Here is an 11,861-nt window from a genome sequence, read left to right on the forward strand (position 1 = left end):
ACGCTCGCCGCGGGCCTGACCATTGGCGGCGTGAAGTACGCGGTAGAGATCCTGGACCGCGACACGCAGTCCGACCCCGCCCGCGCCAGCCAGCTCCCCAAGGCACTGATCAACAACGACAAGATCGACCTGATGCTCACCACCACCACGCCCGAGACGGTGAACCCCGTGTCGGACGCGTGCGAGGCCGCAGGCGTGCCCTGCCTCTCCACCGTGATGCCGTGGGAGGCCTGGTACTTCGGCCGCGGCGCCAAGCCCGGTGCGCCGTCTCCGTTCAGGTGGACGTACCACTTCTCGTTTGGCGGCGGCAGCTTCACCACGTCGTATACCTCGCAGTTTTCCGCGCTGCCCACCAACAAGAAGATCGGCGTGCTGTACCCCAACGATGCCGACGGCAACGCCATCCGCGGCACGCTGGCGCCCGAGCTGGCCAAGGCGGGCTTCACCGTGGTGGATGCTGGCCCGTATGAAAACGGCACCACCGACTACTCCGCGCAGATCGCCAAGTTCAAGGCCGAGCGCTGCGAGATCTTCAACACCTTCCCCATCCCGCCCGACTTCGCCACCTTCTGGCGCCAGGCAGCGCAGCAAGGCTACACGCGCATGGTCAAGATCGCGCAGATCGCCAAGACCGGCCTCGTGCCCTCGCAGGTGGAGGCGCTGGGGCCGCTGGCGCACAACCTGGCGGCGGGGTGCTTTTGGCACAAGAGCTTTCCGTATGCGTCGGCGCTCACCGGCCTTACGGGCGCGCAGCTGGCCCAGGCGTACGAGGCCAGCACCGGCAAGCAGTGGACGCAGATGCTGGGCTCCACCATGTCGCTGTTCGATGCGGGCACCGAGGCGCTGAAGGCCAGCGCCAACCCGCGCGACAAGGCGGCGCTGGCCAAGGCCATCAGCACCCTCAAGACCACCACCATGCAAGGCCCGGTGGACTTTGCCAAGGGGCCCGTGCCCAACGTGTCGGTCACGCCGGTAGTGGGCGCGCAGTGGGTGCAGGCACCCGCGGGCAGCAAGTTCAAGCTCGACATCGTCATCACCGAGAACGCCAACGACCGCAACATCCCCGTGGCGGCGGCGCTCAAGGCCTACAGCTGAACCGGCCCGCCATGCGACACCCCCAACCCTTGCGAAGCCTGGGCGCCGAACCACAGGCGCAGCAGCAACAACCGCCCCTGCTGCAGGCCCAGGGCATCACCATGCGCTTTGGCGCGCTGCAGGTGCTGAGCGCGCTGGACTTTGCCGTGGGTGCCGACGAGGCCGTGGGCATCGTCGGCCCCAACGGTGCGGGCAAGACCACCTTGCTCAACGTATTGGCCGGGGCCTTCGCGCCCAGCGAGGGCCACGTGTGGTTTCGCGGCGCGGACGTGAGCGATCAAAGCGCGGCGGACCGCTGCCGCGCCGGCATCGCGCGCACGCACCAGGTGCCGCGCCCGTTCCTGGGCATGACGGTGTTTGAGAACGTGCTCACCGCCGCCACGCACGGCGCAGGCCTGCCAGCCCGGGAAGCGGGCGACCAGGCCATGGAATGCCTGCGCTTGTGCGGCATGCAGGGCCTGGTCAACCGCCGCGCCGAGACGCTGGGCCTGCTGGGCCGCAAGCGGCTGGAGCTGGTGCGCGCGCTGGCCACGCAGCCCACCGTGCTGCTGCTCGACGAGATCGGCGGCGGCCTGACCGATGCCGAAGCCAGCGAGCTGGTGGACATGGTGCGCACCATCCGCAGCCGGCAGATCGCCATTGTGTGGATCGAGCACCTGGTGCATGTGCTGCTGCAAGTGGCCACGCGCCTGGTGTGCATGGACGGCGGCCGCATCATCGCCAGCGGCGACCCGCGCGCGGTGCTGGCTGACCCCACGGTGGTCGAGGCGTACCTGGGCGGGGTGGCGGCATGAGCAGCAGCAACGCGACGTTGTTGAGCATTGAATCGGTGAACGCCCACCACGGGCAGCTGCCCGCCGTGCGCAATGTTTCGCTGCAGGTGCGCCAGGGCGACGTCGTGGCCCTGGTGGGCGCCAACGGCGCGGGCAAGACCACGCTGCTGCGCACGGTGGCGGGCGCACACCGCGCCAGCAGCGGCACCGTGCGGTGGGAGGGCGCAGACATCACCCGCATGCCTGCCCACCAGCGCGTGGCCGAAGGGCTGGCGCTGGTGCCCGAAGGGCGGCGCCTGTTCACGGCCATGACGGTGCGCGAAAACCTGCTGGTGGCGCGTGCCGCTGGGCGGCGCGGGCTGTGGAGTTTCGACACGGTGTTGGATGCGTTTCCGCAGCTGGTGCCCAAGCTCGATGCGCGGGCGGGCGACCTCTCCGGCGGCCAGCAGCAGGCCGTGGCCATTGGCCGCGCACTCATGACCAACCCGCGCTTGCTGCTGCTCGACGAAGTGTCGCTGGGCCTCTCGCCCCTGGCCGTGCAAGGCGTGTACGACGCGCTGCGCGGAGTGACAGGGCAGGGCACGACGCTGGTGCTGGTGGAGCAAGACCTGCAGCGCGTGCAGGCCGTGGCCAGCCGCATCGTCTGCATGCTGGAAGGCCGCGTGGTGGCCGATGCGCCGGCGGACCAGCTCACGCGCGAGCAGATCACCGCGCATTACTTTGGCGCGCAGCGGCCTGGGGCTGCGGCAGATGCCAGCGCCGTACCTGCCGAAGCCGCCGCACACACCCATCACCTTCACAAGGAGGCCGCATGAACCTGTTGAACCAAGTCCTCCAGGGCCTGCTGCTGGGCGGCTACTACGCCGTGCTGGCGTGCGGGCTGTCGTTCATGTTCGGGGTGATGCGCATCATCAACCTCGCCCATGGCAGCCTGGCCGTGGTGGCCGCCTACCTGCTGTGGTGGCTGGCCGAGCCGCTGGGCTGGCACCCGCTTCTGGCGCTGCTGGCCGTGCTGCCCGCTATGGCGCTGCTCGGTTGGGCGCTGCACTACCTGGTTCTGGAGCGCAGCGCGCGGCTGGGCGCGCTGGTGCCGCTGCTCGCCACCTTTGGCCTGGCCAGCGTGATCGACAACGCGCTGTTCCAGCACTTCGGGGCCGACACGCGCTCGCTGGCCAACGCCATCGGCACCCTGGCCTACGACAGCTGGGAGCTGCCAGGCGGCCTCTACGTGGGCCAGCTGCCCACCCTGGTGCTGGTGCTGGCCGTGCTGCTGCTGGGCGGCCTGCACGCCCTGCTGGCGCACACGTCGCTGGGCCGGCAGATCCGTGCGGCATCGGAAGACGCCGACACCGCGCGCCTGGTGGGCGTGCACACCGGCACCGTGTTTGCCGCGGCCTCGGCCATCACCATGGTCACCGTCACGCTGGCGGGCGCATCGCTGGCGCTGCGGGCCACGTTCGACCCGTTCTCGGGCCCGCAGCAGCTGATCTTCGCGTTCGAGGCCGTCATCATCGGCGGCGCCGGGTCGCTGTGGGGCACCTTGCTGGGCGGCGTGGTGCTGGGCGTGGCGCAAAACCTGGGGGCGCAGGTGCACCCGCAGGGCTTTCTCATCGCCGGGCACGCCACCTTTTTGGTCATCCTGCTGGCGCGGCTCTATGCGGGCGGCGCGTTGCTCAGGTTCTTTTCCAACCCCCTTCGCCGAGCCGTGCCATGACTGTTCCAACCCTCTCCGCTGTCGTCAATCCCGCAGCGCCCACGGGCCAACCCGGCTGGGCCATCGAGCGCTGGACTCGCGCCTCTGCCACCTTCGCCGTCGCCGCCGTGCTGCTGCTGGCCGTGCTGGCCCTGGCCCCGCTGGGGCTGCAGGCCGGCGTGGTGGACCGGCTCACCACGCTGTTCATCTACATCATCCTGGCGGTGATGTGGAACGCGCTGGCGGGCTACGCGGGGCTGGTCTCCATCGGCCACCAAGCGTTCTTTGGCCTGGGCGCCTATGCCATGGTGCGGCTGGCCGACGCGGGCCTGGGGCCGTACCCCGCGCTGCTGGTGGGCGCGGCGCTGGTAGCGCTGGCGGCGGTGCCCCTGGCCGTGTTCATGCTGCGCCTGCAGGGCGGCGAATTCGCCATCGGCATGTGGGTGCTGGCCGCGCTGGCGCACCTGTGCGTCAACCTCGACAGTCTGGTGCAGGGCGAAACGGGCACCTCCATGATCGCCCTGCAGCAATACGCGGCCGACGACCGGCGTGCCGCCACCTACTGGCTGGCGCTGGCCGCCATGGCCGGGCTGTGCTGGGCCGTGTTCGTGCTCTTGCGCAGCAAGGTGGGCACGGCCGCGCAGGCCATCCGCGACAACGAGACCGCCGCCATCTCCATCGGCGTGCACGTGGTGGCCGTCAAGCGGCTGGTGTTCGTGCTCTCGGCGTTTGGCTGCGCCGTGGCGGGCGGGCTGTGGCTGGCCACGTCCATCAGCTTTCAGCCCAAGACCTATTTCAGCGTGCAGTGGACGGCCTACATGATCTTCATGGTGCTGGTGGGTGGTATCGGCACCATGGAAGGCCCCATCCTCGGCGCGCTGCTTTTCTTTGCGGTGGAAACGCTGTGGGGCGGGCAGGGCGTGCTCTACCTCATCGGCCTGGGCGCCATTGCGCTGCTTTTTGCGCTGTTCCTGCCCAAGGGCCTGTGGGGCGCGGTGCAGCAGCGCTGGGATGTGCACCTGCTGTCTGCGGGGTACCGGGTGCGCTGGCAGGCACCGCACGGGGTCCACGCGGATCGGGCCGTGGTGGGGGCGGGGGACGAGAGAGGGGCACACACAGGTCGCTGAGCCTGGGCCCGTTTTGCGCTCAGGCTTCGCCCTGCTACCCCTCGTCAGACAACCCCTCCGCCAGCGCCTCGAACACCACCCGGATCCGCCGCGAGGTGCGCAGCTCGCGGTGGGAGACCAGCCAGATCGGGAAGCGCACCGGTGGCAGGTCGTCCAGCACCCGGACCATGCCGGGCGTCTTGCGCGCAATCTCGGTCATCATCGCCCCGACGCCCATGCCCTGGCATACCAGGGCCCAGTGGGCGACGGTGTGGTCGGAATAGCAGCTGAAGTTGTCCTCGCTCAGGTGCAGGCCATGCTGGCGCAGGTACGCCAGATACCGGCCCGATCGGTCCGAGCCGACGAACGGCACCTGGGTTGCATCCTGTGCGTTGCGCGGATGGCCGTAAGTCCTCACCCAGCCTTCGGAGGCATAGAAGTGGGCGGTGGCCTCGCGCACCAGGCGTGCGATCAGGTCGGGCTGCTCGGGCTTCACGTGGCGGATGGCGATGTCGGCCTCGCGGCGCAGCAGGTCGCTCAGCGCGTTGGACGAGATCACCTCGACGGCAATGCCGGGCTCCTGGGCGCGCAGGCGCTGCAAGATGGGCGGCACCAGGTAGGCCGCCACGACATCGGTGGCCGACACCGACACCACCCCGCCCACCGCTTCGGACCGGCCCGTGGCCGCCAGGCCCAGAGCCTCGGCGGCCGCGCCCATGGCACGCGCGTGCTCCAGCAGGTCAAGCCCTGTGGGGGTGAGCACCATGGACTTGCCCACACGCTCGAACAGGGTCACGCCCATGTGCTGTTCGATGGCGGCCACTTGCCGGCTCAGCGTGGGCTGGGTCAGGCCCAGCTTGCGGGCGGCTGCCGAGAGCGAGCCGGTTTCTGCGGTCTTCAGAAACGCCTTGAGCTGGTTCCAGTCGAGATTGTCCATGCGTAAATGTATATGTTCACTGCAATAAAGGCTGTTCCCTGCGAGGTTTTGCATGGATAGCATTCCGGCATCTCTCAACGCCCGATGTCCCACCCGCCCATGCCCATGCCCTCCATTGCCCCGGCCCTCGACGCCACGCCGCACCCCGGGGCCGGTGCTGCCCCTCTGGCCCGCAAGGCCCGCTTCTGGGACCGCATAGCGCCCAAGTACGCCGCCGAGCCGATTGCCGACATGGCAGGCTATGAGGCCACGCTGCAGCGCGTGCAGGCACTGCTGCCCCCGGGGGGCGATGTACTGGAGGTTGGGTGTGGCACCGGCAGCACGGCCTTGCGCCTGGCGCCTTTCACGGGGCGCATGCTGGCCACGGATGTCTCGCCCGGGATGATCGCCATCGCCCGGGAGCGGCTGGCGGCCCAGCCCGTGCCGCAGCTGGGCTTTGCATTGGCCGATGCCGACGCACCGGGGCAGGGGCAGGGCGCATACGACGTGGTGCTGGCCTTCAGCCTGCTGCATCTGGTGGAGGACCTGGACCATGCGCTCCAGCTGCTGGTGCAGGCCTTGCGGCCCGGCGGTCTGCTGATCTCCAAGACACCGTGCCTCTCCGAGATGAACCCGCTCATCACGTGCCTCGCCCTGCCCCTGATGCAGGCCATTGGCAAGGCGCCGAAGGTGCTGCGCTTCGACGCGCAGCAGCTGCGGCTGGCCCTGGTGCGGCAGGGGCTGGAGATCGTCTCCGTCGAGCGCCATGGCACCCGGGGCAAGGACATCCGGGTCTTCATCGTGGCCCGCAAGCCGGGCTGACCAGCCGCACTCTCTACCTAGCCAGGCCGTGACCACGGCCCAGCCCGCAGGGCTTGGGCCGGTGGCGGGCTGCGCATGACCTATGAAACCGTTGAAACCAAGGAACCCCATGAAGTCTTCCACACGCCCTGCGCTTCATTTGGCCGCCCCCGCCTTGGCGGCTTTGGCCCTGCTTGCCGGCTGCGCGTCCACCCTTGACCAGCGTGGGCTGGAGCAGCGCACAGCGCAGGCGATCGGGCGGTCCGTGGGCCAGTTCTCCATCACCGACCGCGAAGAGGAAACCGGTGGCCGCATCAACTACACCGTCAACACCCTGGACGGCATGGCGTATCGCTGCTACCTGTACGGCGCCACGGGCTTCCAAAAAGCCATGAGCTTTGGGCAGACGCCGCACTCCGACGCCATCTGCACCTCCATGGCGGGCAGCAAGACCGGCAGCAGCAGCCCTGCGGCCGCAACGCCTTCAGCACCTGCGGCACCTGCAGCACCTGCAGCCCGGGGCCGCGGTGCAGGCCCCGAATGCAACGCCTTGCTGAAAGCAGCCGGGCGGTGCTGAGGCCCACCTGCCCACCATCCGTGCAACTCTGCACGGTGAACCCCATGCAGCGGTTTCACACCGCTCTGGCCCTGTTCCTGCCCAAGGGCCTGCGGGGCACGGTGCAGCAGCGCAAGGATGCGCACCTGCTGTGGGCGGGGTACCAAGTGCGGTGGCAGCGGGCCACCGCGCCGGAGAGGCAAGAAGTCGGTAGTAGCTATTAAATTGATAGCTGATAGCGCTTTATGGATCAGCGCTGCAGCTTGTTTTGGCGTAAATCACTTGGGCCTTGCTGATGCAGGCCTGCGGTCGGCGGTGGTTGGCCTACTTCAGCAGCTCCAGCGTGCGCTCGTCCTTCTGCCCGCCAAAGTACTTCTGCAGCACCGCATCAAAAACACTGCCCGGCGCGGAGGCTTCGGCAAACAGCGTCATGCAAGAGCGCAGCTTGAGGTCGTCCGGCGTGCCAAACACCTCCAGCGCAGAAGAAGGCGACTCCGGCGCCAGCAGGATCTGGCAACACTCGCGCAGCCGCCCCGCCAGCACCGGGTGCCCCAGGTAAGCCTGCGCCTCGGCCAGCGACTGGATGGCATAGCGCTGCGCCATGTCGCTGCGCCCCAGCCCCTTGATCTGCGGGAACACAAACCACATCCAGTGCGTGCGCTTTTTGCCCGCCCGCAGCTCGGCCAACACGCGGGGCCACACGGGCTCCTGGGCTTGCAGAAAGCGGTCGAGGACAGGGGGCAGGGGCATGCTGCGGATGGGGTGGGGAGGGTGGTTGAACACATGGTGACTGCGAATTCCTGGCGCGGCAAGCGCTGAATGAGGAGTGGTCAGCGCACGGTGCTGAACGCGTCAACACGGTGATGCGCAAACCCCACACCCCGTGCCAGAATGATCCGATGAGCACTGCCACCACCTCCTCCTTCCAGTCCACCGCAGACGGCACCCGCATCACCACCTACACCTGGGCCGAAACCCCGGGCAAGCCAGTGGGCGTCGTGCAAATCTCCCACGGCCTGGCCGAGCACGGCGAGCGCTACGACCGCTTTGCGCGGGCCTTGAACGCCGCAGGCTTCATCGTCCACGCCGTGGACCACCGCGGCCACGGCCGCACGGCGGGTGACAAGCTGGGGGACTTTGGCAGCGCCGGTTTCAGCGGCCTCATTGCCGACGTGGCCCAGTTCGGCGCGCTGCTGCGTGCGCAGCACCCCGGCCTGCCGCTCTTCCTGTTCGGCCACTCCATGGGCTCGTTCGCAGCGCAGGCGGCCATCCTGGACCACTCCTCTACTTGGTCCGGCGTCATCCTGTCAGGCTCCACCGCCCTCGACCTGTTCGCCGCCGGCATGGCCAACGCCCCCGCCGACGCGCCCGCTGGGCTCGCGGCCTTCAACGCAGGCTTTGAGCACCGCACCGGCTACGAATGGCTGTCGCGCGACGCCGCCGAGGTGGATGCCTACGTGGCCGACCCGTGGTGCGGCTGGGACATGCCGGAAGATGTGATTCCTTCACTCTTTGCGCCTGCGCCCCGGCTGGCCGACCCCGCACAACTCGCACGCATCCGCAGCGACCTGCCCATCCTCATCGCATCCGGCGACGCAGACCCGCTGGCTGCAGGCGGGGCATTGATCCAGCAACTGGGGCAGCGGTATCGGGATGCCGGGGTGGCCGATGTGACGGTCAAGCTGTACCCGGCGGCGCGGCATGAAATCTTGAATGAGACGAATCGGGATGAGGTGACGGGGGATGTCGTGGCGTGGCTGCGGGTGCGGGAGCGTGTTTGAGGGGGAGTCGATGCTCGACGATGTGGTGGCGATCTGGCCGATGCCTGTTCATGGCCAACACCGCTCAATGGGAGTGGGGTGTAAAAGCTTGTGGACGGAGTTTTCTGGGGAACAGGCCTGTTGACACGACTCTTGAAATGGCCCCAAACGAAAAATCTGCCTTCTGTTTATTCACAAATGAAGAATTATTTAATTACCGCTTTGCTTTTGTATGCAAGCGTAGTCGCGTTAGCGCAAAATTTCACCGAGGCTGAAAAAGTAGCTATATCCAGCAGGCTCAGCTATACAGAATCTGTATGCCGGAGGCAGGTGGAAGAAGGATTGAAAAATCAGTCTATCCAGAGTGCGCCAATTGCGCGCTGGCTCACTGAGGCAATGAATTCAAATCGCTTCTGCTCATGTACTGTCGCTACGGTCAAAGAGCGTTTAACTCCCGCACTTCTTAGCCAGGGCGCCGACCAGATCGGGTCAAGGCTATTCATGGAATCTGGCACAGCATGCACCATCAAACAGCTTCAGGTTACTTGGCCTGGATTCTGTGAAGAAATGGTGGTGAGTGCGGCAGGAGTAACCCCTAACCGCGATGCTCTTGACGAACTCGCAACGGGCGTTTGCTCCTGCGTTCAAGCTGACTTAAATAAATTGTCAACTTCGACATTTCAGGCGTTTGTTGTTGCAACGGTGCAGGAGTACAAGAAATACCAACGGGATGGCACACCACCGCAATTTGACCGACCGTCTCTTGTTGCGAGTATGCATCGGTGCGGATTTCCAGAAATTCGTGCGAAGCTTGGGCTTAAATAAATTCAATCACAGAGTGGCCCGAATAAAAGTGTTTTCGAGTCATTTCGAGGTCCTTCCAGCCGCCACTGACGCCGCGCAGCGGCGCAGCGCCCTCGGGCGCCGTAGTTGACTGGCTTGGTATGTCTCACCTCGCAGCTTCCGAGACTTTGGCGTGCCATGCGCGCATAAGAGCTGCGAATTTCCCTTGGGGGTTTGAGTCCAGGCGCCCCGCGCTGCCCATGAAGGCTTTCCCCAGAACACGCTGGTACTTGGCGAACTCGGGAGCACCGATGTAGAGAGCTACCGAACGAAGATCGGACTCTACGCCTGACACCTCCTGATTAAGGAGCTGAGCAGTTCGCTTCGCTGTCTCACGCTCTGAGCTCGAGTACAACCCTGCGGTCCCGGGGGGCCGCTCTGCTTGCACAACGAACGCCCAACTCAGACCCCGGCCCTGCAGTCGGGAAGATGCTGCCACAACCTCTGGGTGGGAGTTCCTCAAGTCCAGTTGGTCGATCTCAGCCTGCGTAAGTCCTTTTGCCAATTCATGTGCTAAGAACTCCTCAAGACTGCTTCCCTCCGGTAGGGATAATTGAACCAGGTCTTTACAGAAGCCTGTGAGCCATTGAGCCCAGCCTGGATGATTTGGTCCCCAGGCAGCATCCCGTCTTAACTCCACAAAGTACGAGCGGCAGAACAAGTCCGCAGTCAATCCATAGAGTTGCAGGGGTGCAAGCAACCCGTCATTGTCCCGAACCAACCGTTTCGCGGATTCCAGTCGATTTGGTTCCGAAGGCTGTGACCGGACATCACTTGAAGCGTACGCGAATATGCACAACACAGCGACGAGAAGAGCTTTCTTTACGAACATCAGTGGCATGGAACGTGAGGCCAAACGTAATTTAGACCGCAAGCCCTGCGGGATAAACGGGAGCGTGCGAGATATTCTGGATAATGATTCCTCTTTGAAGTGGCTTGGGCCCCAGTTTCTAAGTGCATGACTGTTTAATATCCAGGTATAAAAACACGTTTCGGGCTGCGGCCAAACCGAGTTTTTAACTAATGATCGCGTTGAGGAATGGGGGCCAACGGCGGCTAAGGGGTCAAATCCGTTGTTGTCTTTGCTTTAAGTAATATACTCGAAAAAATATCTCGATGGGTGTCATTGTCGATTTTTTGGGGAGAAGCTAATTTCCAACTTGTGTGGCACCCGCCCATCGACATCTGCAGGGATGACATCGGTTTTGTAGACCGCACGTTCGACTGCCTCGTCCCAATTTCGGTCGCCGCTCGATCGAATAAGCCGCCTTCCAACAATTACGCCTTTTTCTGCTGTCGTAACTTCAATGGTTGCAACCGGGTTTCCAGACAAGCTTCCAGAAAATATGATGGGCTGAATGCTCGCACGAACTTTTTCCGCGTAGCTTTGGTCTTGGCTTAAAAAATGAACCTTGACGGCTACCGATCGATCGCGCGCGCGCCCAGTGGCGGTATTTTCATGTCGCGGAAGATTAATGCTTGTGCGAACTCGTTCAGGCGGCACACCCACTGCAACAAAGTAGGCGCGAATAAATTCGGCACGTTTTGTGTCTAATGTCATGTGTGTCAATTCTTGATGCTCGTTTCTATCGGAGTATCCAACGATTTCAACGTCCTGAATCTCATACCCTGAACTTATTCTTTCAGTCAATTGCTCCAATTTTGGAAATGCCAGCACGTGGGGATACGACTGCAAGAGGTTGAAGAACACGTCGATTTCAAGGGTGACTGTTTTGACAGGTCGCCCCGCTACATAGGGCTTCAGAACAACGGCCTTGAGCCCCGCAGGTGGTGGTAGATGGTTCAGCTTCCGAAGCGCCAGCACGAAACCGTCTGTATCCCAGTCACATCTATCCAATATGTCCTGCAAGTCCGATGCCATCTCAGCCACGTCCGCATATATTCGATCACATATGCCCGCTTGTTTTGGAACGGGGCGCGGAACTTGCGCGCGCGAGTGCGTTCCGTGCAGGAGAGATATGCCAATTAACCAAGCTAACAGCACGGTGGGAATCATTGGGCGATCAGTTTTCTTGTTCATGCTGATTCGAGAGTACCTTGTGAAACGGCTGTGCGAAGCCCTGCCGACAAACTAGTGCTGCTGCCAGCGAACATTGATGTAGTCCATGTCTTCTGGGGCGCGCGGTGCGAAAGTCGACTCCTTGCCGATAATGCACGACCGGTGGTACCAGTCGGATGGCTGGAGTCAGCCGCTAAACATCCAGAAGCCCGAGCATTCAACTTCGGCGGCCACTGAGTTATGTCTACCGCCCCCGCACCCCTCGCCCCCTCCGCCCACCCCCCGCCACTTGACAAGC

The 11,861-nt window shown here is 64.5% G+C and carries 13 protein-coding genes; 10 read left to right on the forward strand and 3 right to left on the reverse strand.

The features are described from left to right. The 5 genes from MRY84_RS02595 to MRY84_RS02615 all read left to right on the forward strand — a co-directional run. Positions 1-1,095: ABC transporter substrate-binding protein (locus MRY84_RS02595; RefSeq protein WP_291504200.1), on the forward strand; the 1,095-nt coding region annotated here is incomplete at its 5' end. Between the two features lie 11 nt (positions 1,096-1,106). Then, on the forward strand, positions 1,107-1,889 hold the full coding sequence (locus MRY84_RS02600; protein ID WP_291504201.1) for an ATP-binding cassette domain-containing protein: 783 nt from the start codon (positions 1,107-1,109) through the stop codon (positions 1,887-1,889). Continuing rightward, positions 1,886-2,683 (forward strand): ABC transporter ATP-binding protein, encoded by a 798-nt coding sequence (locus tag MRY84_RS02605; RefSeq protein WP_291504202.1) that lies wholly within the window; start codon positions 1,886-1,888, stop codon positions 2,681-2,683. Before MRY84_RS02600 ends, MRY84_RS02605 begins: the two co-directional genes overlap by 4 nt. Further along, positions 2,680-3,582 carry a branched-chain amino acid ABC transporter permease gene (locus MRY84_RS02610; RefSeq protein ID WP_291504203.1) on the forward strand — a complete coding sequence of 301 codons (903 nt, stop codon included), beginning with the start codon at positions 2,680-2,682 and terminating at the stop codon, positions 3,580-3,582. The genes MRY84_RS02605 and MRY84_RS02610 overlap by 4 nt, the downstream gene beginning before the upstream one ends. Further along, complete coding sequence (locus tag MRY84_RS02615) at positions 3,579-4,688, forward strand: branched-chain amino acid ABC transporter permease (protein WP_291504204.1); 1,110 nt, start codon at positions 3,579-3,581, stop codon at positions 4,686-4,688. Before MRY84_RS02610 ends, MRY84_RS02615 begins: the two co-directional genes overlap by 4 nt. A 34-nt stretch (positions 4,689-4,722) precedes the next feature. On the opposite strand, the gene MRY84_RS02620 is transcribed toward MRY84_RS02615, so the two are convergent. Then, complete coding sequence (locus tag MRY84_RS02620) at positions 4,723-5,604, reverse strand: LysR family transcriptional regulator (protein WP_291504205.1); 882 nt, start codon at positions 5,602-5,604, stop codon at positions 4,723-4,725. Positions 5,605-5,703: 99 nt separating this feature from the next. On the opposite strand from MRY84_RS02620, the gene MRY84_RS02625 reads away from it, so the two are divergent. The 3 genes from MRY84_RS02625 (at position 5,704) to MRY84_RS02635 (ending at position 7,164) form a co-directional block, all read left to right on the forward strand. After that, positions 5,704-6,405 carry a class I SAM-dependent methyltransferase gene (locus MRY84_RS02625; RefSeq protein ID WP_291504206.1) on the forward strand — a complete coding sequence of 234 codons (702 nt, stop codon included), beginning with the start codon at positions 5,704-5,706 and terminating at the stop codon, positions 6,403-6,405. Positions 6,406-6,514: 109 nt separating this feature from the next. After that, positions 6,515-6,961 (forward strand): hypothetical protein, encoded by a 447-nt coding sequence (locus tag MRY84_RS02630; protein WP_291504207.1) that lies wholly within the window; start codon positions 6,515-6,517, stop codon positions 6,959-6,961. A gap of 20 nt (positions 6,962-6,981) precedes the next feature. Continuing rightward, positions 6,982-7,164, forward strand: coding sequence for a hypothetical protein (locus MRY84_RS02635; protein WP_291504208.1), 183 nt, complete (start codon positions 6,982-6,984; stop codon positions 7,162-7,164). Between the two features lie 100 nt (positions 7,165-7,264). Here the strand turns inward: MRY84_RS02635 and MRY84_RS02640 are convergent, their stop codons facing one another. Next, positions 7,265-7,690, reverse strand: coding sequence for a DUF1810 domain-containing protein (locus tag MRY84_RS02640; protein ID WP_291504209.1), 426 nt, complete (start codon positions 7,688-7,690; stop codon positions 7,265-7,267). Between the two features lie 149 nt (positions 7,691-7,839). Here MRY84_RS02640 and MRY84_RS02645 point away from each other — a divergent pair, with 149 nt between their 5' ends. Together MRY84_RS02645 and MRY84_RS02650 are read left to right on the forward strand one after the other, a co-directional pair. After that, entirely contained in the window at positions 7,840-8,721 is an 882-nt protein-coding gene (locus MRY84_RS02645) for an alpha/beta hydrolase (protein WP_291504210.1), read from the forward strand. Positions 8,722-8,841: 120 nt separating this feature from the next. Next, positions 8,842-9,525: a hypothetical protein gene (locus tag MRY84_RS02650; RefSeq protein ID WP_291504211.1), complete on the forward strand. Its 684-nt coding sequence runs from the start codon at positions 8,842-8,844 to the stop codon at positions 9,523-9,525. A 1,141-nt stretch (positions 9,526-10,666) separates the two neighbouring features. Here MRY84_RS02650 and MRY84_RS02655 read toward each other — a convergent pair. Further along, positions 10,667-11,584, reverse strand: a complete 918-nt coding sequence (locus MRY84_RS02655) for a TonB C-terminal domain-containing protein (RefSeq protein ID WP_291504212.1) — start codon at positions 11,582-11,584, stop codon at positions 10,667-10,669. Between the last annotated feature and the right edge of the window lie 277 nt (positions 11,585-11,861).

Origin of the sequence: Acidovorax sp. (assembly GCF_022763525.1) — a bacterium.
GTDB lineage: Bacteria > Pseudomonadota > Gammaproteobacteria > Burkholderiales > Burkholderiaceae_C > Acidovorax.

What these genes read in the sequence shown, in the direction of transcription:
- MRY84_RS02600 (WP_291504201.1), top strand. Translation starts at nt 1,107, where the DNA reads ATGCGACACCCCCAACCCTTGCGAAGCCTGGGCGCCGAACCACAGGCG.
- MRY84_RS02625 (WP_291504206.1), top strand. Translation starts at nt 5,704, where the DNA reads ATGCCCATGCCCTCCATTGCCCCGGCCCTCGACGCCACGCCGCACCCC.
- MRY84_RS02655 (WP_291504212.1), bottom strand. Translation starts at nt 11,584, where the DNA reads ATGAACAAGAAAACTGATCGCCCAATGATTCCCACCGTGCTGTTAGCT.
- MRY84_RS02605 (WP_291504202.1), top strand. Translation starts at nt 1,886, where the DNA reads ATGAGCAGCAGCAACGCGACGTTGTTGAGCATTGAATCGGTGAACGCC.
- MRY84_RS02620 (WP_291504205.1), bottom strand. Translation starts at nt 5,604, where the DNA reads ATGGACAATCTCGACTGGAACCAGCTCAAGGCGTTTCTGAAGACCGCA.
- MRY84_RS02610 (WP_291504203.1), top strand. Translation starts at nt 2,680, where the DNA reads ATGAACCTGTTGAACCAAGTCCTCCAGGGCCTGCTGCTGGGCGGCTAC.
- MRY84_RS02640 (WP_291504209.1), bottom strand. Translation starts at nt 7,690, where the DNA reads ATGCCCCTGCCCCCTGTCCTCGACCGCTTTCTGCAAGCCCAGGAGCCC.
- MRY84_RS02615 (WP_291504204.1), top strand. Translation starts at nt 3,579, where the DNA reads ATGACTGTTCCAACCCTCTCCGCTGTCGTCAATCCCGCAGCGCCCACG.
- MRY84_RS02630 (WP_291504207.1), top strand. Translation starts at nt 6,515, where the DNA reads ATGAAGTCTTCCACACGCCCTGCGCTTCATTTGGCCGCCCCCGCCTTG.
- MRY84_RS02645 (WP_291504210.1), top strand. Translation starts at nt 7,840, where the DNA reads ATGAGCACTGCCACCACCTCCTCCTTCCAGTCCACCGCAGACGGCACC.